The following is a 23,843-nucleotide window of genomic DNA, read 5'->3' as shown; positions in this document are numbered from 1 at the left end:
TTATCATATGTTGAATGAATTATATCCAAATCGTTTTAAAGAGTGGGAATTAAAAAAAACGCCTAAAGGATTCTGGACAAAAGAGAAGGGACTCCATTTAGCAGATGAGTTCAACATAAGATTCAATGTAGACTATTGATTATGTATCTTGTTTTTTATTAAAAATTACGGTACGTGAAATTTTATATATCTTTACTAAAAAAGCCCCTTGAAAGGAGCACTTATTTGACAAGGTACTGTTCTATTTCTTTTATTAATAGTTCTGCACCTTCTGGACTTAATGAGATCTTACCCTTTGCTAATGCTATGTTACGATTTGACACTTCTCCTGTTAGTGCACAAACATGACCAGGGTGATACTTCTGTAAAATGATGTCTTCCCCTTCTACAAAAATCTCTAATGGTGATTTTTCTTTAATCCCAAGCGTATTTCTAAGTTCCTTTGGAATTACTATACGCCCTAATTCATCCACTTTTCTAGTTACTCCGGTTGCTTTCATCCAGCATATTTCCCCATTTCATTATCAATTTGTACCCAAGTTATTCTTTACTATTGTAACAGGCTTTCTCCATACACGGGAAACATAATGATCCAAAAACTAACGATCATAACCAGAATTTCTTTAAACCTTTGCTGAAAGGAAATACCCCCTTCTTCCATTCTACATGCCCCTTTTCTCTACAACTTTTTATATGTTAAAATATACAGGAAAGAAACCAGCCAATTTCTTTCCCAGACAGTCACTCATGACTTTGCTCTTTGTTTGCTTTTGCAAATAAAGAGCTTTTATTTTGCATACTTATACTTGCTTTCTAACATCGCATAACGCAATAACTTTAACTTTGTTTCTTTTTTCAATGCTTTCCATTCCGATACAGCAATCTTCATTTTTTATTCCTCCATTAATTAAATTTGTTATTTAAATAGACTTATAAGTTCCAGTTATATATTTTTCTAATTTGTTTATCGCTAAACCCTTCATGGACAGCAAAGATTTCTGGAAAATCGGAGAGACACAAATCGATAATTGTATTATCAGTTGTTCTTATATAGTAATACTGAACAGCCCCTTCATAATTCGAATATAAATAGTACTTATGAATCTTATAATTTAATCCATTTTTCTCTAATAAAAGAGCTAGTGCATTTAAATATTATTATTAATGCCATTAGTATATGGAATACGGTATATTTAACCAAGGCGATAGAATATATAAAAAGAGAACGGTGTTTTGCATGAGGAACTGTTACATCATATTTCATCGCTTGGCTGGGAACATATCAACTTCCTTGGTGAATATAAATTCAAATTTAAGCAATCAACTACATTAGAAACATTACGACCACTCCGAAAATAAAACACAAAAGCCGAAATTCCTTAACATGGGAAAATCGGCTTTTCAGCTTCCAAAAAATGTCTTGGCGTGGGTTTTATGTCATTTGGTTGGCGGGACCCCAATATGAGAAGTGTGCCATTAAAGGAGGGTGTGTAAGATGAATAGCACCAATCTAAAATTGAACCCTGAACTGAGGAGAACATGGTAGTTCTAACCTTCAACCCTTGTCACTTTCCTCATTCCACTTTTTTAATTTCTTATTAAATAATTTGATAATAACTCCATAAACTAAACTTACTTGTATCCCATAGGAGTGTATTATTCTTGAAAAAAAATTGGATAGTCCTCATTCTTTTAATCATTTCTTTTTGTTCCACAGAAATACCCATATATGCTTTTACAGATAGTCGTAAAGCGTATGAAAAAACAGGGAAGGTAATTTGGGAAGTAAACGCAAAGGAAAAAACAGTTGCGATAACATTTGATGATGGGCCTCATCCTGTTTTCACCCCACAAATACTTGATATTTTGGCTAAATACAATGCGAAAGCAACTTTTTTCGTAGCAGGTAATAAAGCTACAAGGTTTCCTTCTATCTTAAAAAGGCAAGTAAAAGAAGGACACGAAATTGCTAATCATACTTATAATCATATTTATGATAAAAATATTACCGTCGCTAGATTAACTGCAGAATTAGATCAAACGGATAAAATTATCAAGCAAATCACTGGTTATAAACCAACTCTTTATCGTCCAGTTGGAGGCCTTCATAATGATTTAATTATTAATACAGCTATGCAGAATGGGAAACTTGTTATTCTATGGTCATGGCATCAGGATCCTCAGGATTGGAGAAATCCTGCAGCTAGCAAAATTTCTAGATATATAACAAAAGGTGTTAAACCCGGCAATATTATTCTACTCCATGATTGGAATGGGAGTGAATTTTCTCAGACCTCTCAGACAGTTGAAGCTTTAGAAAGTATCATGAGATATTTATACAGAAACGATTATGAATGTGTAACAGTATCTGAAATGCTCTATCGTTCCATAAAAATAATTCCCTTCCCCTTTGATCCTTTTTATCAGTGAATCTAGGCTTATTTATGGAAATTTATGAGAATTTTCTAGAGGATAATATTTTTAGTAACTTTACATACTAGAGATTATAATGAAAAAGGAGAGACACATCGTCTCTCCTTTTTCTCCATGTATATTTAAAGTTAGCGATTAACTTCACCGCCAAGTTGTTGTTCAGCCATTCCCAAAACGCAAATTTTTTGCATTTTGGGGTAACTAGTTCTTTTAGCATAATAGCGATGTGTTAGTTCTAAAAACTCAAGAAAGCTTTAGAATACTCTTATAGTTGGTCAAGTACATGAACTAGACATCTAATTATTTCAGAGGATTTCTCGATTTGCTCTGCATCAAAACCTGAAAGGTTCGCATTAAGAATATGTTTTAGTTTTTTCTCTCTTTCTAAGTGACAATTTAAACCACTAGGCGTAAGTTGGACATTGACAACTCTCCGGTCGTTATTTGAACGAACACGCTCAACGTAACCAGCCTGTTGTAATCCATTGATTAATTGAGTAATACCAGCGGCGGTAGTTTCTGCTCGATCAGCTAATTCTTTGACTGACAATTCGCCTTCTTCAGCTAATACTTTAAGGGTTCGAGCATGGACCATTGAAACTGCCCCTAATGTACGAGTAGCTCGCCCTCTTAAACGTCCATCGGCTGCAGTCAAACTATATATAGCCTGACTAAGTTCGTCTATCGCAGTTAACTTATTTGAAGAATTTGTCATAACATCACCATTTTCTCATTAACTAAGTACTTAATTATATAAAGTTAACATTAACATATGAAAAAGAGTAGAGTCAAATTAAGTAGAAACTGACTATTCATTTTCCAAGCAATATTATATATGCTCACCTTAAGTCATCAATAAAATAATAAAATGACTTGGTTTGTAGTATTGACAAAAGTACATATTATACTTCATTATTTTAATTAAGTACTTAATTAAATCGTAAAGGATGATTATTATGACTCAACGTTCACAATCTCAAGGATGGGCTTTAGATATAGCTCTTGCACTTGGTGGGTTTGATGCTTTGCATCCTGAAGCAAAGGCAACTATGGAACAGTTAGGGCACGACCACACTGATTTTGATAAAGTTTTTTCTCAAGTAAAGAGTGGAGCAATGATACCAAAAGCATGGGCTACGGTTGCTTCTCAGGCTCAACAACGCGCAAAACATTATGAACAAAAAGGATTCACTGTTACTGCTCGTGATCTATATCAGCGAGCTGCTGTTATGTGGGGACGTGCACAATACTCATATTTTAATGATGATCCACGAAAATTGGCATTTCGAGAGCGTTGTAACGAATGTGTGGCAGCTATTTCATCACTTGGAGGGGGAACAGTACAACGTATAGTACTAGAATTTGAAGGAAAACAGATATATGCACTACTTCATTTGCCCTCAGGTGAAGTTCACAATGCACCAGCAGTAATATTAGGTCCAGGTATGGATATGATTAAGGAAGACTATATACAGATTGCGCAACGTTATTATACGTCTCGTGGTATCGTAGCGCTATCAATTGAAGGACCAGGTCAAGGTGAATCTGTATCTGAAGGTCTAAAAGTTGATTTGACTAATTACGAACGCGCCGTTAGTTGTTATATCGATTTTCTATTAAAACGGCCTGAGGTTGATCCAAAGCGGATTGGATTTTTTGGTATCAGTATGAGTGGGTATTGGGGGATGCGAGCTGCTGCGAGTGATAATCGTATAAACGCTATAGCGACGTTTGAAGGTGTATATGGTGAATTTGATACCATCTTTAACAGAGCGCAGCCGAGTTTCAAAGCAAATTTTATGTACATGTCTGGTTACACTGATGAAGTTGCTTTTGAAAACGAATTGAGTAGCCAGATGAATTTGTGGAAATTGGCGCCAAAGATTACTTGTCCAGTCTTCATGGGAATAGGAGAATTTGATGAACTTACCCGTTTGGAAGAAGCATTAAGTCTTTATGAGTTTTTAGAAGCACCAAAGGAGATACGCGTCTATGAGAATGAATTTCACCCACTTGGTGGAGTAGCTGCAGAAATTTTTCGTTTTGGTGCAGAGTGGGTGGAACTTGCACTTAAAGGAAACTTTAAAGCTAACCATGATGAGCGTTATTACATGCATCGTGATGGCGGTGTTACTGAAGGGACTGCTTTTCCAACTTATTGGCTTGGTGCCCAGCCGGCGGAAATTAAAGGACGAAAAAAGTGTAATACATTAAACGCTTGTAATAATTAATAAATTTATACTGATTAAAAAAGAAAACAACAAAAATAGTATGTAGCTTTTATTTACACTATTTTTGTTGTTTTCTTCAAAATTTAGACTCCTCATAATTATGGTCATTGGTGAGGATATTCAAAGTGCGGAAGACTTCGAATTGACGAAAAACATGGAAGAAAGTGCAGGAAATGTTAAGGAATTTATAAAGTAGGGGCTACATACTATGTTTTTTCTTGAGCACAACTAGCATACATATATTCTCTAGGAATTAAGTCCAGAATTGTGGAGACAGACAATGACAAATCTACGATCTGAGGAACATGACTTTCATAAAATGCTAGGTATCATTGGATGGGATTGCAAGACAAATCAAAGTTCCTATTTTTGAATTTTTAAGCTGATGGATGTGGGGTTCGCCACATCCATCAGCTTAAAAATTTTATAACGCTCTCAAAACGAGTAAATTGTACATTTTTACCTGGAGATATCAATTTTCTCGTTTTGGGGTATTTGCTTTTCTTAGCTTGATAGCGATGTGATGATACCCCACATCCATCAAGCTAAGAAAAAACTGTGTTCCAATAGGAAAATTAAAGAAAAGAATCTCATTGATTTACCGATGCCAGTATCATAATGAATCCCTCCTTCTCCTCTTTTTATCAGTATTGTTAGGTAAAGGGGGGCCAGGCACAAAAACAGGTTGTGGAGAAAGTCTTCTTCACAACCTGAGAGTAAATTATATATCCAAATATGACCTGTTCTTTTAACTATTAAGTCTTTTATAATCTGTTATAGTCGATATAACTAGAGTCATAATAAATCCACTGCCCTGTTCCAATTCTTAGCCAGCCGTTCTTTTCTTCATATACTGTAACTTTTTCGCCTTTACTTGTCTTTCTAACAATAGAATAGTTTGTACCTGATCCGCTTCGAACATTTACCCCAATACCATTAATTTGAGCCGTTCCAATTACCTTTTCAACACTACCATTTTCAATTACTTGTAGCATATTTAGAATGAATGTTGCTGTTTCACCACGAGTTGTTGTTCCTTTAGGGTCGTATTGATTGTCACCCTTACCTTTTACAATACCTAGGCCATACAGTCTTTGTACGTCTTCTTTATAAATAATTTGGTCTTTATCTGAGAATGGTAGGTTTACAACTGGTCCCCATATACCTTTATACTGTAAAGCCTTGTTTACAATAATTGCTGATTCTTCTCTTGTAATAGGTGTGTTTGGGTCAAAATAACCATCTCCTCTACCTTGAATGATACCTGCACTTGCAGTACGTTTAATACCATCTCGTAAAGTTGAATTTGCATCGTTTAGGTCTTTAAATGAAGCATCTCCAGCTGGCAGGTTTAGAGATTTAGAGATTAATTGAGCAAATTCGGCTCTTGTTATCGCTCTATTAGGTGCGAAAACTCCGTTTCCTTCCCCTATCATAATACCTCTTCTATTTAACTCTCGAATAGCTTCTTCATACCAACCTCCTGTAATGTCATCTTTTGGTTGATAAAGATCATTATAATACCCCTCAACGCTATTTACGAATACATCCCATTGCCCATTATTAATCATGTTAGCAGGGCAGATTTTACCGCTCCATTTTTGGTGTTTTACAATGTTATTTAACGGTACACCAGTTTCTTTCATTAAATAAGCTACAAGTTTCTTAGCGTTATCTACCGCTTTACTGTAGTTTCCGTCACTGTTAACTGCGATTTCAATTGCAATAGATTCTCTATTACCTGGACCATCACCGTCTCCTGCATGCCATCCGTTCTCGTTTAATGGTAGGTGTTGATAAATCTCTTTATCGTCTACTGTAAAATGCCACGAAGCAGCTCGGTCTGTGTTTCCTACTGCTTGGTTATATAAGTATTGAGCGTGGTTTCTAGCACCTGCTCCTACACTTGTATTATCAGTCTCATGAATTGTAATGTACTTTGGACTCATGTAGTTTTGAGGACGAATATTATCGTTACCTGCTGGAACAATCCATTCAGTGAATGGAACACCGTTTATTGTACTAGAGGTGCTAGGTGATATGGGGGACAGACTACGCTTTGTTCTGTTTGAATTGTTAGGAACAGTTAATGTACCTGTTTCTTCATGAATTCCTTCTGAACGCTGAAGACTATCTGCTTTCTTATTGTCGACAGTACCTCCACCACGTCCGTCTACCTCTTCAAAACTAGCTTCAATACTTTTTAAAGCCTGTTCATCTGTTGTTTGAATTGGGTCTGTGTTACCTTGCACTTGAAGGTTTGTAGATTGCTTATTGTTTACAGATTGTTGTTCCTCTGCAAACGATACCAATGGAGAAGATAATACCGTTAATCCTGCCGTGAATGCTACTACTTTTTTATTAAATTTAATATTCATTTCTAATTTGGTATACCTCACTATTTTAATAGATATACCTTCCTCCTTGTACTTCTTTTAGTCTAAATAATAGTGTGAATAATAGTTTAAATAATCATAGCCTGACCCTCAAATATAATGAATTAATTTTCCACCTCATATGATAAACTGAAATCTTTAATTCCTACTAGATATATCAGTATTTCAGAATTATAACACAGCACGATTGCAAAAATATAATTAAATAACATAAATAACCTTTAATGTATAAAACGGTTCTGGTGCAAAAATCCCAAGGCTCTTACAACTAATATCTTAATCTTGAACATACTGATAGTATGACTCTAAAAAGGAGCATAATCAGTTAATCTATTTTTACACCAAAACCATGTTAGCTCCTATATAAAAAATACACCCCTTCTTTTCATTTTATTATTTTTTTTTACCTAGCGATTTAAGACCACGTTTAATAACATCATAGAAACTTAGAGATTGTGCCATATGACCTGGATCTACATATTCTCGTATAGCCCGAAGAACTCTCTTAGGTTCCTTAGAAGAAAAGGTGAAGATTCCATTTCTCTTGGTTTCAATAGCATAACGTGGAATCCATTTCCCCTTAAACATTACAGAAGCTATAACGTAATCTACCTCCTCCCACGGAATTTGAATAAATTTACGCGTATCACGAGAATTATAAAATTCAAACCCTTTATCACCAATCATAATTTTCCCATAGTCCGTAAGTCCCGTAAAAGCGGTAGCATCTATTACTAAATCTACCTTTGTATTAATTGATTGAACCATTATATCCACTCCATTTCATTTATCCTATTTATAATTCGTAACTTCAAACAATTAAATCAATATAAAAAGTGGCTGAAACGATAATCCCCAGCCACTTTTTTATACGAACTATTATCGATTCACAGGCTACTAATCTACACCTCAATCTCAACAATTCCTAAATAATAAATCTTAAGAATTGAAAACGCGAGCAACTTAAATTATAAAAGTCCGATTACGTGACCAACTACCCCAACTACGAATAATGAAAGAATAATAACAATTGGGCTGACTTTTTTCTTCAACAACCACATGCAGAAGAATGTCAGAAGTAATGCAGCTAAACCAGGAATCAATTGATCTAAGTTATCTTGCAAGGTAGTTACTTTCGTAGGTGACAGTGCCATTCCTGAGTTTACTTGTTCAAAAGATTGACGAATCCCTTCACCATTTCCAGGAAGTTTGTCCCACTCAACATACGCACCTTTATCTAACTGAACTTCAGATACAACTGGCTTGAATTTAATTGATACCCATCGTTCCACCAAGGCTGCAAGTACAAACATACCAAGGATTGATGCACCTTTTGTAATATCTTGTAATAATCCACCTGAAAGATCATCAGTGATTTTAGAACCGGCTTTATAACCAAACTCTTGTGTATACCACATAAATCCCCAACGAACCAGATTCCAAGCTAAGAAGAAAAGGATTGGCCCAAGGATATTCCCCCCCATTGCTAATGATGCTCCTAAAGCACCTAACATCGGACGTAAAGTAAACCAGAATACCGGATCACCAACACCGGCCAAAGGACCCATCATCCCAACTTTAACCCCCTGAATTGCCACATCATCAACTTCTGCACCATTAGCACGTTCTTCTTCAAGTGCTAATGTAACTCCTAGAATTGGTGAAGCAATATAAGGATGTGTATTGAAGAATTCCAAGTGACGTTTTAATGCTGCTTTTCGATCTTCTTTTGATTTATATAACTTTTTAATCGCTGGAATCATCGAGAAGGCCCAACCACCATTTTGCATACGTTCATAGTTCCAAGAGCCCTGAATAAATGTAGATCGCCATGCAACGGCTAAACGATCTCTTTTTGTTAATTGAATTTTTTCTGCCATTTGTCTTCTCCTCCTCCTGAATTAATAATCGTTTAAGATATCGTCAAGCGGGTCACCAGAGTTACCTCCACCACCATTTGAAGAACCACCCATTTTAGAAAGACTCAAATAAATAAGAGCTAAAGCCACACCCAATGCACCAAGAGCAATAAGTGTTAATTGAGAAATCGCAGCTATTACGAAACCAATAATGAAGAATGGCCATACTTCTTTTGTTGCCATCATATTAATAACTAATGCATAACCAACAGCAACAACCATTCCGCCACCAATAGCCATTCCATCAGTTAACCATGCGGGCATTGATTCCAAGAATCCTTGAACGCTTTGTGCAGGGATAAATAAAAGTGCTCCGGCAGGAATTGCAATTCGGATACCTTGTAAACACACCGCAGCGATGTGTAACACTTCAATTTTTTTTATATTTCCTTCTTCAGCTGCCGTATCCATCATGTGTACAATAGGAACAGCAAGTGTACGAACAATCATTGTTAAGAAAAGTCCTGCTACTGCAAGTGGTACCGCTACTGCAATTGCTGATGCAACACCGCTAACACCTTGTCCGCCTAATACTAAAATAATCGCTGATGCAACTGATGCCAATGCAGCATCTGGCGCTACGGCTGCTCCAATATTTGCCCATCCAAGTGCAATCATTTGAAGTGTACCGCCAAGAACAATACCAGCCTCCAGGTTACCTGTTACTAAACCGATTAGTGTACATGCCACTAGTGGTTGATGGAATTGAAATTCATCTAATATTCCTTCCATACCGGCTAGAAATGCAATTAGTATCACTAAAATTATTTCTATAGTAGACATTATGATCCCCCATTTCATTTAAATTTGCTATGTAACTACGATAATTCAACCTTCGCTTTTTTTAGAATATCATCCATGTTTGCACGAGAATCATTAGGTACTTTACGTACATCAAAATGAATGCCTTTTGCTTTCATTTTCTCGAAGGCCTCAACATCTTCTCTTCCCATAGAAAGAACCTTATTAACAACAACCTTTCCAGTTGAATGAGCCATAGAACCAACGTTAACTTCTTTAATATCCACACCACCCTCTATAACTCTCAGGACATCTAGTGGGTTTTCAAATAATACCAGTGCATTAGTATTACCAAAACGGGGATCTTTTTCAACTTCAATCATTTTGCTGATTGGAATAACATTGGCCTTAACCCCTGGTGGTGCTGCCTGTTCGATTAATTTTTTACGAAGATCGTCTTTAGACACTGCATCTGAAACTACGATAATACGATTTGGTTGTGTAGACTTTGTCCAGGCAGTCGCTACCTGACCATGCAATAAACGAGAATCCACACGGACTAAAACGAACTTGATTTTCCCATCACCAACTACTGTACCGGGAGCTAGTCTGCCTTTTGATTTTCCATCTTTAGCAACTGCGATATCAGTATTTTCTTTGGGTTCCAGCTCTTCAGGTTTAATTCTGACCCCTTCCTTCGCTGTTTTAATGATATGTGCTGCGATCTCTTGAGCAGACGTAATTGATAAACGGGATGCATAAGCTTCAATCACCATTGGTAAGTTCAAACCAGCAACGATTGCCCAATTGTCTTTGTGTTCTTCATATAAGCCATTAGCTTGATTGAATGGAGTACCGCCCCATAGATCGACTAAAAATAATACCTCATCTTGATTATCAAAAGATGCAACTGCTGCTTCCATTTTTGCTCTCAAATCGTCTGGCCCTTCATTTGGCATTAAGGTAACAGCCTTAACGTTCTCTTGCTCTCCAAAAATCATTGCGCCAGATTGTAAAATACCTTCAGCAAATTGGCCATGGCTTGCTAGGATAATCCCTACCATCTCTCTACCTCCTAAATATTTCATCCTAATTTTTTCTGAATTGACGCAATCAACACAACTTTTCTTCTTCATTTCATCAATCTTTAACTATTAAAAACCAACTTTTCCTATCCTTGAGAAAACCACCTCCTAGGCTATTTAAATCTCACTTCTTTTATAAAATTTTGTTTACTACTAAAAATGAGTTTGTGAATTTCCAATTCATCATTTTTCAAATCATTACTTAAAACACATAATTTCTTAGGTAAAAGGTTCCTAATCTTATAAAATAACCCACTACAAGAAAACGCTTTCAAAATATAGAAAGAACATACCGTTGAAAATCGTTGTTTCAAATACACTTACTCTAAACCTAATCAACTATAAATAGACTGAGTTGCGTCAAACCAAAATAGGAGTAAAACTCCACTTGCGAATTGCCTCATTGATAAGGAAAGCGTTTATCTCGAAAAACATGATTATCAATGCAAACGAACATGACAGAAATCAATTTAAAGTTCTTTCGAATGATAAAAATACCATGTAAGTTTTTAATTACGCATATGTTACTCACCAAAAGTTCATTTGAATGACAGACTATACATATTTATCCTTTTCCCAAATAAAGAAAAGCACTGTTATTCGTATAATGAAATCGATTCCACTTACTAAAAACATTGCCGTTCTATCTGATAAGATGATTTATATCGCCCATCCTCTACAATGGTTATATATTCATTATATCCATTGTGAATTTTTTCACAATGGATATAAATTGAACATTTTATGAATAAAACAATTCCACATTATAAAAAATATATAGTGATTTTTTTAGCATACATTTTTTACTTAAATACCCCTTTGCATTATATGATCGATAGTAAACGTGGTTAACTAATTAATTTCTAATTGAAGTTTAATATATTAATTGCTTAATAAATCAATTGAAAACATATAGCTCCTATGATTCCTCCTATGGTACTACCAATTATGGGAATCCATGCGTATCCCCAATCCGAAGAGCCTTTATTACAAATTGGTAAGATTTGATGTGCTAGTCTTGGGCCAAAATCTCGAGCTGGATTTAAAGCAAATCCAGTTGTTCCACCAAGAGATAAACCTATAGATACTATTAACCCTCCTATTATTATTGGAAGTAGTCCATCTGTAACTTTATTATGACTCATAGCTAAAATTGAAAATACAAATACTGCAGTGCCAATAATTTCACTTAACAAATTAGACGGCCAACTTTTTATTGCAGGGCTTGTAGAAAACACCGACAATATAATTTCTTGATTTTTAGTCTCTTTCCAATGCGGAAAATACTGGAGCCAGACAAATATTGAACCTAAAAAAGCCCCAATCAACTGTGCACCAATATAGGAAGGAACTTCACTCCAAGGAAATACACCTATACAAGCAAAAGCAATTGTAACTGCAGGATTCAAATGCGCACCACTTATGTTATCTACTATATATATAGCGAATGTAACTGCTAATCCCCAGCCAAGAGTAATTGCAACCCATCCGGAATTTTGTGCTTTGGATTTTTTCAGCAAAGTACCTGCTACAACGCCGTTCCCTAATAAAATAAGAACCAAGGTTCCAATTAATTCCCCCATAAATGGAGACATATTTATGACCCCCTTTGTTATTTCAAAAACCATTGTATAAACACAAGGGCATCATCAGCATCTTTCCCATCAAGAATTACATGTATTTCTGCTCCTCTTTTTACTGCTAAATCGATTAGTTGAAGAGTACTTTTTGCATTAACTTTTTTATCTTTAAATATAAACTGCACCGAACAATCATAATCCCTTAAGCCATCTACAATTTCACTTGCTGATTTTGCATGAATTCCATCCTTACGAGTTACAATTAATTTTCTTTCGATTCTCATAAGATTAGCTCCTTTTATATTTTTATAATGGTTTTCGCTTCAAGTACAGCCTTAAATCTTATATATTTCTTCTAATATTTTGCCAATCCCTAATTCAACAACTGCTACGTAGGACCCTCTATTAATGGTGAATCTGCTATTTTGATTTAATCACTCTTAATTAGAGCGCCTCCCAAATTTAGAAATACAATTACAACTCATTCATTATAAATAGCCTCTTGAATTTATCTAACGCTTCTACCTACTTCATCGTTATCTACTCCTCCTGCAGAAACTATTAAAACACTAGAACTTAATTGGACGAGTAAGGTTTTTAAATCTCTTAACTAGTAGATAACCATTAGAAACTAAAGCTATTCCTGCATTACTCATCACAATTGCTCCCTAAGTTCATTAACAATTTCTTTTTCACCTATAAGAGATAAACATAGAGTTTCAAAGATAATAAAAGATGAGACTGCTCCTGGATCTAAATGACCAATAGACCTTTCTCCTAGAAAAGAAGCACGCCCTTTTTTAGCTAATAATGGCTTAGTTTTTTCCATTTGTTCTCTTGCAAAAATGATAAGACCAATAGGTTTTATTTTTTCTCCATTTCTTTGGATATACTTCAAAACAGGATCCCAAACATCAAGCATTGTTTTATCTCCTATCTGAGTTTTTCCTCTTAGACAGATGCCATCTACAGATTCTTGAAAAGCAATCCCCAATTCATTGATTGTAATTTTATTTTTCCCTTTTAAAACACTACCAGCCCTCAAAAAGGCTGTTCCATATAAAGGCCCTGATGCACCTCCAACCTTTGAAATAAGTATCATTCCAATATCATGAAATACATTTCCAATATCATCATAAGCTGTATATGATATCTTTTTTTCAACCTCTTTAAACCCTCTATTCATATTAATACCATGATCTCCATCACCTATAAATTGATCAAGTTGCGTTAGATTTTTTTTTTGATACTCAAGTTGTTTTGCAGTGAGTTGCATCCAATTGATGATATGTCTTGGTGTAATATACATGTTGGCCCTCCTATTGTACACGCCAGTTAGTCGTATTTGCTGGATCATTAAGCAAAGCAGTTAATTGTTCATCTAGTTTTAATAAAGTAATAGAAAAACCGGCCATATCAATCGCTGTCATGTATTCCCCAACATATGTTTTACAGATATCGATACCAATTTTGTTTAATATTATGTTAATCATTTTATTTAAAATATATAATTCCATTAACGGCGTTCCACCTAAGCCGTTTACCATTACTGCAACTTTGTCACCAATTTTCAATTGCATATCACTTAAAATATGCTCTAAAAGGAGTTCAGCCATTTCATTAGCTGCTATCATACTAATACGATGAGTTCCAGGTTCACCGTGAATGCCTATACCAACCTCTACTTCATTTTCACCAATTTTATAACCGACTGTACCAGATCCAGGTATAGTACACGTTGTTAATGCCATTCCCATACTACGCATATTAGCAATCACTTTATTTGCAACATCTTCAACTTCTTTAAGCGATGCACCTTTCTCAGCCATTGCTCCAGCTATTTTATGTACAAATATTGTTCCAGAAATTCCTCTTCTTATGGTGTGTGAACCATTATCAATAGCAATATCATCATTAACAATGACTGTAGCAATTGGGATTCCCTGTGCTTCAGCCATTTCAGCAGCCATTTCAAAATTCATTATGTCTCCTGAGTAGTTTTTTACAATTAATAAAACCCCACTTCCAGCATCCACCTTTTGAATCGCTTTCAAAATCTGGTCTGGTGTAGGAGAAGTAAAAATTTCGCCCATTACAGCAGCATCAAGCATTCCTTTACCAACAAATCCTATATGCGCTGGTTCATGACCACTCCCACCTCCGCTGACAATTGCCACTTTTCCTTGAAATGGACTATTAGCTCGAATAATTATATTTGTTTCAGCCATATTTTGTAGTTTATCAGAATGTGCAAACAACATTCCGTCAATCATATCCCTAACTACTTTTTCTGGATTATTAATAAATTTTTTCATGGCATCTATTCCTTTCCATTAGTCGCCGCTAGTACCCTAACATTTAATTTTATAATTTTATCCCCTCCTACAATTCCCTTTTATTATAAAAACCTATAATGATTTCACTTGGACATTTAGCTTTAAGCCTCCAATTTCATCTAAAAAGATTGTTCCAATGTTTGCTTGCTCAAATTTCCCTTTCCTCATGTGAAGTGCTCCAGTGAATACTCCTTTTTCATGCTCAAATAGCTCACTTTCAATTAAATTAGGGGGGATAGCCGTACAATTTACTAGAATAAACGACTTATCCTTTCTGAAAACAGCTTTATGGATACCTTCGCCTATAAGTTCTTTTCCTGTTTCACTCTCTCCAGTAATAAGAATCGTAGAATCTAATTCTGCCACTTTATTCGCAACAAAGAGCGTCTTCATTAAAGTGTCACTATAAATAATAATGTCTGGAAAAGAGTTGTTTAGTTTTTTATATTTCGACAATTCAAATTCTAAATACTTTATTCTTTTCTTTTCAAGAGTCAATTGGTCTAATAATGATTATGTTTCATGAATAGATTCATCGTTAAAAGTATTCCGCTCAATTTTGCTATAAGTGTAGCTACAGCTCGAGCATGTGGACCATTTGTAATATGAATATTAATTTCAATCTTTTGTATCACAAGAACCTATTTCATAATAATACATGCATAAAAATACATAAAATTCAAACAGTGAATTTTATGTATTTTTATTTTCATTATTAAAACTCTAACTATTATATAATAAGATTATTTATACAAAACCTGATAATATAGGTTTTTAATACTATTTTTCCCATTTCATCTTTCTTAAAAAATAGTATTTGATTTTTGATAATCATAACACTACTTTTTAATCCGTCATATAACAGACGAAAAATATACATAAAATATTCATAATTCTGTACTCAGAATTTTGATAACATTAGATTCAAGGCTAGATTTTCAGCTTACTTACAAAAAAATCAAGGAGTGATTATCATGGAACGTATCCTAATTAGCCCGCAAAAATATATTCAGGGAAGAAATGTAATTAAAAAAATTGGAGAGTATGTAAAACCTCTAGGAACCAATTTATTAGTTATTGTAGATGAATGTGTTTGGCATCTTGTTGGTGAAAAAGTTATGGAAAGCTTTCATAAACAAAATCTAAGCTTTGAAAAAGTCGGTTTTAATGGTGAAAGTTCTGAAAATGAAATTGCAAGAATTGAGAAAATAGGAAAAGAATTTGGTGCTGATGTAATCATTGGTATTGGTGGTGGTAAATCAGTAGACACAGCAAAAGCGGTAGGAGAAATTCTTTCGGCCAAAGTTGTAAGCGTTCCCACTATTGCCTCAACAGATGCACCAACCAGTTCCCTTTCTGTTATTTACTCTGATGATGGAGTATTTGAAAAATACAAATTTTATTTAAAAAATCCGGATATTATTTTAGTAGATTCCCAAGTCATTGCACAAGCTCCATCCAGATTTTTAGCTGCTGGGATTGGAGACGGAATGGCTACATGGATTGAAGCTAGAGCAAATTTAGAATCCCGAAAACCCGCTATGGCTGGTGGACTATCTACCTTAGCGGCTGCTAAGATTGCAGAACTCTGCTGGGATACCTTATTTCAATATGGAGAAGCTGCTCTTTTAGCAGTTAAACAAAAAACTGTTACTCCAGCAGTTGAAGCCGTAATAGAGGCAAACACCTTGCTTAGTGGCCTTGGATTTGAAAGTGTGGGGTTAGCTGCAGCTCATGCTATCCATAATGGTTTTACTGTTTTACATGATAAGACTCATGATTTGATGCATGGAGAAAAGGTTGCATTTGGCACATTAGTACAAATGGCATTGGAATCTTGGACAACTGAAGAACTATATAACTACATTGATTTCTGTATCAAGCTTGGCTTACCTACTACACTTGAAGATCTGAACCTAGGTGATGCAAGTAAAGAAGAATTGATGAAAGTGGCTGAAGCTGCCTGTCAAGATGGTGAAACTATACATAACATGCCATTTGAAATTTCACCAGAAATGGTTTTTGATGCAATTATAGCTGCTGATGCTTATGCTACTGAGTATAAATTAAAAAAATTAGTTCAAAATTACAATACCGAAAATTAATTAAGTGTATATTACACATTATTTAATTTTGTATGTGTCCTTTTAAGAATTTAGCAAAATTACAATACCATATATTAAAAACTAAATAAGTATTAAAATTGTATATATCATGAAATAATCTGAAGGCTTCATCCAACATATAAGAGCACGAAATATTTAAATGAATCATAGCATTATGTCAAAATTAATTTTGTAACTGAATTTTCACACCAAAGATAAATATAGAAATAAAAAAAACCTCTTTATGAGGTTTTTTCTAGTCCTATACTTTCGATAATAAAATAAGCTGTTTTTATTATAAACAATAGGTTAGCAACACCATCTTAACATATAAAAACAAAAAATCTATGTGTCAATTTTTCAAACATCCTATAGTTTTTATGAGAATACTAAAAAGATATAATTCATAAAAAATATAGGAGAAGTAAAGGACTTAATTTATGGTGTTTCCAGTTTACCTACTCAACTAAAGTAAGACAATTTTAGAAAACCTAAAAAGAATAATCTCATTTTATTACTAAAAAATACAACAAATTGTTTAGATTCAGTCAAAATAGTAGTTAGTCTTCTACTTAAGATAAAAATTTTTAACCAAACTAGATTATTAGAATCGACACTTTTGTGTACATTTATATTACTTCTAGCTCACTATTAATTCCCATCTTATAAAAATGGTATATATTTATAAGATTTTAATTCGATTTCCTGTAGTTTATGAGAAGAAATATACTATTTTTGAATCAATATAATTATATTTCCCTCTAATTTGTTTCATTTTTTGTAAGTTGTTATCCTACTAAATGAGGGTAATCATCACGTATAAAAGTATCAGTATCGGGAGTTACGGCAATAATTCTTCAAAATATATATTAAAAGAATTTTAATAATGCCAAATATAATTTCTTTTTTAAATTATAAATTATAAGTGAGGAGATATTATTATGATTAGAAAGAAACATCCATTTTGTACTCTAGCAAAAACAGCCGTTGCATTAACTATGATCATTCCTACATCCCAAGCCATTAGCCAACCGTTTGCCTACGCTCAAGAAAATATAGCGAAATCTCAACAACAAGTAGCGCCATTTTGGAATAAAAATAAAGATTATCCAGGTGAATCTTACGTTACATATGAAGGTAAGATTTATCATTCTGTATATTGGGTAAATGCAGGTACACTACCTACCCAACAATTTAGCGGTTGGGAATTATATACTGGTTCAGAATATATACCTGACAATAGCGATCCAAATGATTTATTTGGTGAAGGAATCACTTGGCCAACTCATGTTTTTGCACCATATGTAGATAACGGCATGAATCCTCAAAATCTATTAAAATATGCCCAAGAAACAAATACTAGTTTCTTCACGCTTTCCTTTATAGTGGCTGATAAAAATGGAAATCCAGTATGGGGAGGAAGTCATACCCCTATTGGAGATGGTAACTTAGATGATCAAATTAAACAAATTAGAAAAATAGGTGGAGATGTTAAAGTATCTTTTGGTGGAGCAAATGCTGGTAATATCCCTGGATTAGGTGCAGATCTTGCCGCAGCTATTACAGATGTGAATAAATTAAAAGATGCTTATAAAAGTGTAATTAACACATTACATTTAACACACATTGATTTTGATATTGAAGGCGTCTTAGTTGCTCACCCAGAATCTATCGAAAGAAGATCAAAAGCAATTGCGTTATTACAAAAGGAATTAAAAGCTGAAGGTAAAGATGTAAAAATTGGTTATACCTTACCAGTAATGCCATATGGCCTAACTAATGATGGACTAAATGTAATTCAAAGTGCTATAAAACATGATGTAGATTTAAATTCAGTTAATATTATGACTATGGATTACGGGCAACAAAACCAACAAATGGGACAAGCTGCAATAGATGCTATTAATAGCTTGCATGGACAATTAACTAATTTATATAAAGGTACTATTAAAGATTCTGACATTTGGAAAATGATTGCTGTTACACCTATGATAGGAAAAAACGATACTCAAAATGAAACTTTCACATTAAATAATGCAAAAGAATTGTTCCAATTTGCCAAAGAAAAAGGTATTGGGGAAATTAGTATGTGGTCAGTGTATCGTGATAAAAAAGCTACTGAAAGTTGGCAAATCGGTCAGGCAACTGGAGATGCTTCTGGATTACCCGATGTAGACGACGGTGCCTTTTCTAAACTATTTTCTGCTTTTAATAGTAGTACTGAAATTGACGTAATCGCTCCAACTGCTCCTTCTAACCTACGTTCTGTTAGTAAAACAACAACAACTGTTGAGCTACAGTGGGAGGCTTCCACAGATAATATTGGTGTGAAAGAATATGAAGTTTATCGTGATGGAAAAAAAGTAGGAACAACAAAAACAACACGTTATGAAGATGCGGGATTACAAGCCAATACAAAATATAATTATACAATTAAAGCTACAGATGCAGCAGGAAATAAGTCAAAAAGTAGCAATGAAGTTTCAGTTACAACAAAGGAAGAGAATCCAGAACAAATAGCTCCAACAGCTCCAACAGGATTACAAGCATCAGAAACTACTACAAACAGTGTTCATTTAATATGGGAAGAATCCATAAGTAATGTTGGTATAAAAGAATATGAGATTTATCGTAACGGTACAAAAATAGCTACAAGTCCTTCAACTTACTATACAGATGAAAATTTACTTTCTAGTACAGAATATAGATATATGGTAAAAGCTATAGATACTCAAGGAAAAGTTTCAGTTGCGAGTAATGAAATCAAAATCACAACAAAAGATACCCCCTCTTCTGAGTATAAGGCATGGGATTCGTATGCTGCATATAAAAAAGGAGATAGAGTAGAACATCAAGGTAAAATTTATGAAGCAGTTCAAAGTTATCAAGGATACGGTGATCCAAATTGGATTTTCTCATTAGCTTTATGGAAAGTAATTAAATAAACCGTAATACTATTAAATAAAAGACATCTTTCTTTTCAGATTGATGTCTTTTATGAATTGAAAATTATATTTTACAAATCTATTCTTTCATTTGCCCTAGACTGTATATTTTCTATAGGTAATTCTTATTTTACATTACTATGATTTGATTAAGCATCATATTTTCTAAGTTAAGACAGAGTTTACATTTTTAATAGTTCGGACGAAAGTCCTAACATCAAAATCTATTTAACTATATATACAATTAAAAGAAGGTCTTAAGATGCAGACGAACACTAATACTATAGAGGACATCTATCAGGAGATATTAGATGGAAAAAGAAATAGATTTCCACCAAACACTTGGAAATTAGATAGAAATAATCAATTGGCCAGAAGAGTAACAAAGTATTTAGTAACAAAAATTTTGAATTGGAATGAAGAAGAGATAAAACAGAATTGGAATAACAAATTGATTGCAAAGTATCGATTACGTGGTGTATTGAAACACAAATATAATAATAGTCCATATGCGATGATTAATGATTTATATCCGAATCAATTTAAAGAATGGGAATTTAGAATGACACCATTAAATTTTTGGACGAAAGAAAAGGCCCTACAATTATTAAAATGGTTAATTGAAGAAGAGGAGAAATTACCACCACAAAAACTCTTACAAATTTATGGGCAAAAATGGTTAATTGAACATCGACTAAGTGCACCTCTAAGGGTGATTTGGAATGGAAGCCCGTATGCGATGATTAATGATTTATATCCAAATCGATTTAAAGAATGGGAATTTAATAAGGCTCCTAATAAGTTTTGGACGAAAGAAAAAACATTACAAGCACTAAAATGGACAATTGAAGAAAAAGAAAAATTAAATCTGGATCAATTGAAGAATATATACGAAAATAAATGGTTAGCCCAATCAGGATTGCGTGGAGCCTGTCAATTATATTGGAATGATAGTCCATATGCAATGATTAATGATTTATATCCAAATCAATTTAAAGAATGGGAATTTAAGATGACACCTAGTGGTTTTTGGACGAGAGAAAAAGCTCTAGATGCATTACGGTGGACAATTGAAGAAAAAGAAAAGCTGACAGATAATCAATTATTACAGCAATACACAATGCAGTGGCTTAAAAACCATAGACTATGGACACCTGTAGTAAGATACTGGAATGGAAGCCCATACGCAATGATTAATGATTTATATCCAAAAAAATATATAAAAAGTTCATTCAGAGGATATATAAATAAAGCTTAATATTATTAGACATAACTTAATTAAAATGAAAGCTTAACTTGATAAACAGCAAACTATACTTTCTTGATGGGAGAAATATCTAATAATTAATTGGCACGATTAATAACAATAGAAAAACAGTAAAAAATGCTACTGGTTTAAAAATGAATTTAAGGTTTTAGAGGAGGATATTTATGCAAGCAAAAAAAATTCTATTTATTTTTAGAGTGATTAGGCTATTAGCAATAGTTATCTTATTTCTTCTCTTTTATTTTACACATCAATTATCTTATCTCTATTTTTCAATTCCTGTCATTCTTGAAAGGTTCACTAGAAATATTTTAAAAAACAAAGTTTTATAGATGAAAACAAGCTAGCAACTTCAGCAATGAAGCAATAGCTTGTTTTCATCTATCCTTAACCCCCATTTTTACATATTTATTACTCCTTTTCATATGTCTCACAAGTCATTAATATAATTCCACCATTTAAGCCCCTCTGCCCCAGTATCTAAAACTTAAGATTTTAGCATTATATTAATTAAAAAAGTAAGAAATTTATATGAGGATTTCGTTATAGATTTTTCTAAAATGAAAATTTTGTGAACTTTATAACAAGATAACTTGTTAAACCATTTTCAATAACTTATAATCTTAACTGTGTATGGTGTGTATAGTGTGCATCATAGACAGTCACACTTGTCGATGGAGAGGTATTTAAATGAAAATTATTTTAAATAATGCATCAAATCAACCTTTATATCAACAAATAAAGGAACAAATTAAAGATTCTATATTTAATAATGAATTGACGGAAGGTGAACAATTACCATCAATCCGTGTATTGGCTAATGATTTACATGTAAGTATGTTAACCACAAAAAGAGTTTATGCGGAACTAGAATCCGAAGGTTTTATCGTTACCAGGGTTGGAAAAGGTACTTATGTAGCATCTACAAACTTGGAATTATTAATGGAATCTAAGCGTCATATGGTTGAAGTAAAATTGACAGAAGTGTGCAAAATGGCTCGAAGTATTGGAATCCATAATGAGGAACTCTATTCGATGTTAGATTTAATCTTAAAGGAGGAAAATGAAGAATGAATGCAGTGTTAGAAGTGAAGAATCTAAACAAAGCTTATGAGAATTTTTCATTAAAAGACGTGACATTTTCACTTAACCAGGACTGTATAACTGGTTTTATTGGTACTAATGGTTCTGGGAAAACTACTACTATTAAAGCTATCCTCGGGCTTATACTCAAAGATTCGGGTAAAATTAATTTTTTAGAAAAGGATATAGATAAACAAGAACGAAAATCCAAAAATAAAATTGGTGTCGTGTTAGACGAAGGGTACTTTTACGATGAATTAACATTAAAAGAAATGAAGAATGTAATCGCCCCTTCCTATACTGAATGGGATGAGCAGGTTTTTTTAAAGTATATTAAACGATTTAATTTAAATCTAGGACAAAAATTTCTACCCTCTCCAAAGGAATGCGAATGAAATTTGCAGTTGCTCTAGCTTTATCCCACCACGCAGATTTATTAATAATGGATGAACCCACAAGTGGACTTGATCCATTGGTTCGAAGTGAACTAATAGACATACTTCTAGATTTTATGAAAGAACCAGGAAAGAGTGTCTTTTTTTCTACTCATATTACCTCAGATCTAGATAAAATAGCAGACATGATTATTTTGATAGATGATGGTCAAATATTAATTGATGAAGAAAAAGATGCACTAGTGGAAACACATGCATTAGTAAAAGGTGATAATCAATTGATTAATAATCAAACAGAAAAACTCTTTTTGAATTTGAGTCAAACTAAATATGGATTTGAAGGGATTACTCATAAAATAGATGATGTGTGCCGGCTTATGCCTGGTGTTTTGATGGAAAGACCAACTATAAAAGATATAATGCTTTCTTATATTGGAGGAAACAACTATGCTAATTAATCTTGTTGTAAAAGACATACTATTAGTAAAAAGATATTTTTCTATTTTACTCGTTTTCGCAGCTATTGCACCAATCTATCTTTCTACTCAGTTACAACTCAACGATGGTGGACTTATTGGTTTTCTTTTAACAGTAGTTTTTATGGAGCATATTTTGTTTGGTACAATATCCAAGTTCGAAGACCAATACAAAGGAGCAACTCTACTTTGTGCAACACCATATACTAGAAGTGCCTTTGTAAAAGCAAAATATCTCTTTCTATTGGTAGTTTTTCTTTGCGCCTCAATTATTAGAATGATAACTTCAATTATTATACCATCTGGTATCGAGAATCTTAGTATAAACGCTCTCGGAATAACATTCTTAGTTGTTAGTATTTTGTTTGGAATACTACTCCCTTTCCAATTTAAATTTGGTTTTGATAAAACAAGAATGATTTCTTTTATTGTTGTCTTTTTGACACCTTTTGTAGCTCCTACTCTTATAAAAGAAATTCAGTTGAGCCATCTGAATTTTACACTCCCTCTTCCATTCCCATCAATTATCATGGCATGGATGCCTTGTCTCATTTCAATAGTTATTGGCATTATATCAATGATAATTTCACTAAAGATATATGCAAAAAAAGATTTATAATTAGTTTAAGGGGCATTTAAAAAAATATGTTTTATCGCCCCATACTTATCGAAGTTACGTCAACGCACAAAATACTTCAGTTCTCAGCGTAGGAACTACTGACAAAGCCTACTAAGAAAGCTGGTAGATACATCGATGTTAGCAGGTATCTGTCACTTCAAACATTTCGTTATTTACTTTCTAAACTGAGCATCGATCTATGTCTCGATTAAAATGCATCCCTTATCAATTA

The 23,843-nt window shown here is 33.7% G+C and carries 20 protein-coding genes and 3 pseudogenes; 10 read left to right on the top strand and 13 right to left on the bottom strand.

What is annotated here, in order from left to right:
- Positions 1–7: 7 nt before the first annotated feature.
- Positions 8–139, top strand: a complete 132-nt coding sequence (locus ACTJJY_RS26715; RefSeq protein WP_440607014.1) for a hypothetical protein — start codon at positions 8–10, stop codon at positions 137–139.
- 82 nt (positions 140–221) lie between these two features.
- Here ACTJJY_RS26715 and ACTJJY_RS26710 read toward each other — a convergent pair whose 3' ends face one another.
- Entirely contained in the window at positions 222–500 is a 279-nt protein-coding gene (locus tag ACTJJY_RS26710; RefSeq protein WP_440607013.1) for an AbrB/MazE/SpoVT family DNA-binding domain-containing protein, read from the bottom strand.
- Positions 501–930: 430 nt separating this feature from the next.
- Positions 931–1,149 (bottom strand): annotated as a pseudogene (locus ACTJJY_RS26705) (hypothetical protein); the annotation flags it as partial.
- Between ACTJJY_RS26705 and ACTJJY_RS26700 the strand changes: the two are divergent.
- Both ACTJJY_RS26700 and ACTJJY_RS26695 read left to right on the top strand, forming a co-directional pair.
- Positions 1,149–1,359 (top strand): annotated as a pseudogene (locus tag ACTJJY_RS26700) (Tn3 family transposase); the annotation flags it as partial. The pseudogenes ACTJJY_RS26705 and ACTJJY_RS26700 sit on opposite strands and share 1 nt — an antisense overlap.
- A 303-nt stretch (positions 1,360–1,662) precedes the next feature.
- On the top strand, positions 1,663–2,430 hold the full coding sequence (locus tag ACTJJY_RS26695; RefSeq protein ID WP_440607012.1) for a polysaccharide deacetylase family protein: 768 nt from the start codon (positions 1,663–1,665) through the stop codon (positions 2,428–2,430).
- Between the two features lie 268 nt (positions 2,431–2,698).
- On the opposite strand, the gene ACTJJY_RS26690 is transcribed toward ACTJJY_RS26695, so the two are convergent.
- A complete protein-coding gene (locus ACTJJY_RS26690) occupies positions 2,699–3,148 on the bottom strand; it encodes a MarR family winged helix-turn-helix transcriptional regulator (RefSeq protein WP_341746464.1) in 450 nt (149 codons plus the stop codon).
- 241 nt (positions 3,149–3,389) lie between these two features.
- Between ACTJJY_RS26690 and ACTJJY_RS26685 the strand changes: the two genes are divergently transcribed.
- Entirely contained in the window at positions 3,390–4,664 is a 1,275-nt protein-coding gene (locus ACTJJY_RS26685; protein ID WP_440607011.1) for an alpha/beta hydrolase, read from the top strand.
- A gap of 764 nt (positions 4,665–5,428) precedes the next feature.
- On the opposite strand, the gene ACTJJY_RS26680 is transcribed toward ACTJJY_RS26685, so the two are convergent.
- The 10 genes from ACTJJY_RS26680 to ACTJJY_RS26635 all read right to left on the bottom strand — a co-directional run bounded on the left by ACTJJY_RS26680 (position 5,429) and on the right by ACTJJY_RS26635 (position 15,219).
- Positions 5,429–7,042, bottom strand: coding sequence for an S-layer homology domain-containing protein (locus tag ACTJJY_RS26680; protein WP_440607028.1), 1,614 nt, complete (start codon positions 7,040–7,042; stop codon positions 5,429–5,431).
- 411 nt (positions 7,043–7,453) lie between these two features.
- Complete coding sequence (locus ACTJJY_RS26675) at positions 7,454–7,828, bottom strand: DUF956 family protein (protein ID WP_098212102.1); 375 nt, start codon at positions 7,826–7,828, stop codon at positions 7,454–7,456.
- Positions 7,829–8,028: 200 nt separating this feature from the next.
- The gene (locus tag ACTJJY_RS26670; protein ID WP_000818327.1) at positions 8,029–8,940 is read right to left on the bottom strand and encodes a PTS system mannose/fructose/sorbose family transporter subunit IID; all 912 of its coding nucleotides are present in this window, start codon (positions 8,938–8,940) and stop codon (positions 8,029–8,031) included.
- 21 nt (positions 8,941–8,961) lie between these two features.
- Positions 8,962–9,762, bottom strand: a complete 801-nt coding sequence (locus tag ACTJJY_RS26665) for a PTS mannose/fructose/sorbose transporter subunit IIC (RefSeq protein WP_000103758.1) — start codon at positions 9,760–9,762, stop codon at positions 8,962–8,964.
- Positions 9,763–9,797: 35 nt separating this feature from the next.
- Positions 9,798–10,784: a mannose/fructose/sorbose PTS transporter subunit IIA gene (locus ACTJJY_RS26660; protein ID WP_149287572.1), complete on the bottom strand. Its 987-nt coding sequence runs from the start codon at positions 10,782–10,784 to the stop codon at positions 9,798–9,800.
- Between the two features lie 911 nt (positions 10,785–11,695).
- Complete coding sequence (locus tag ACTJJY_RS26655) at positions 11,696–12,400, bottom strand: MIP/aquaporin family protein (protein WP_440607010.1); 705 nt, start codon at positions 12,398–12,400, stop codon at positions 11,696–11,698.
- 17 nt (positions 12,401–12,417) lie between these two features.
- Complete coding sequence (locus ACTJJY_RS26650) at positions 12,418–12,669, bottom strand: HPr family phosphocarrier protein (protein WP_001217720.1); 252 nt, start codon at positions 12,667–12,669, stop codon at positions 12,418–12,420.
- Between the two features lie 371 nt (positions 12,670–13,040).
- The gene (gene dhaL / locus ACTJJY_RS26645) at positions 13,041–13,694 is read right to left on the bottom strand and encodes a dihydroxyacetone kinase subunit DhaL (RefSeq protein WP_086401855.1); all 654 of its coding nucleotides are present in this window, start codon (positions 13,692–13,694) and stop codon (positions 13,041–13,043) included.
- A 10-nt stretch (positions 13,695–13,704) separates the two neighbouring features.
- Entirely contained in the window at positions 13,705–14,700 is a 996-nt protein-coding gene (gene dhaK / locus ACTJJY_RS26640) for a dihydroxyacetone kinase subunit DhaK (protein ID WP_440607009.1), read from the bottom strand.
- Between the two features lie 93 nt (positions 14,701–14,793).
- The gene (locus tag ACTJJY_RS26635; protein WP_440607008.1) at positions 14,794–15,219 is read right to left on the bottom strand and encodes a sigma 54-interacting transcriptional regulator; all 426 of its coding nucleotides are present in this window, start codon (positions 15,217–15,219) and stop codon (positions 14,794–14,796) included.
- Positions 15,220–15,695: 476 nt separating this feature from the next.
- Here ACTJJY_RS26635 and ACTJJY_RS26630 point away from each other — a divergent pair, with 476 nt between their 5' ends.
- From ACTJJY_RS26630 to ACTJJY_RS26605, 6 genes and pseudogenes are all read left to right on the top strand, one after another.
- Positions 15,696–16,826, top strand: a complete 1,131-nt coding sequence (locus ACTJJY_RS26630) for a glycerol dehydrogenase (RefSeq protein WP_440607007.1) — start codon at positions 15,696–15,698, stop codon at positions 16,824–16,826.
- A 941-nt stretch (positions 16,827–17,767) separates the two neighbouring features.
- The gene (locus ACTJJY_RS26625; protein WP_440607006.1) at positions 17,768–19,771 is read left to right on the top strand and encodes a fibronectin type III domain-containing protein; all 2,004 of its coding nucleotides are present in this window, start codon (positions 17,768–17,770) and stop codon (positions 19,769–19,771) included.
- Between the two features lie 262 nt (positions 19,772–20,033).
- Entirely contained in the window at positions 20,034–21,029 is a 996-nt protein-coding gene (locus ACTJJY_RS26620; protein WP_440607005.1) for a DUF4046 domain-containing protein, read from the top strand.
- Positions 21,030–21,728: 699 nt separating this feature from the next.
- Positions 21,729–22,112, top strand: a complete 384-nt coding sequence (locus ACTJJY_RS26615) for a GntR family transcriptional regulator (protein WP_000691660.1) — start codon at positions 21,729–21,731, stop codon at positions 22,110–22,112.
- Positions 22,109–22,974: pseudogene (locus tag ACTJJY_RS26610) on the top strand (ABC transporter ATP-binding protein). Before ACTJJY_RS26615 ends, ACTJJY_RS26610 begins: the two are co-directional and overlap by 4 nt.
- Complete coding sequence (locus tag ACTJJY_RS26605) at positions 22,964–23,611, top strand: ABC-2 transporter permease (RefSeq protein ID WP_088346418.1); 648 nt, start codon at positions 22,964–22,966, stop codon at positions 23,609–23,611. Before ACTJJY_RS26610 ends, ACTJJY_RS26605 begins: the two are co-directional and overlap by 11 nt.
- The last annotated feature ends 232 nt before the right edge of the window (positions 23,612–23,843 follow it).

The organism is Bacillus sp. 22475 (assembly GCF_052044835.1).
Classification (GTDB): domain Bacteria; phylum Bacillota; class Bacilli; order Bacillales; family Bacillaceae_G; genus Bacillus_A; species Bacillus_A cereus.
Note: the sequence above shows the minus strand (reverse complement) of the source record. Positions and strands in the feature narration are given on the sequence as shown.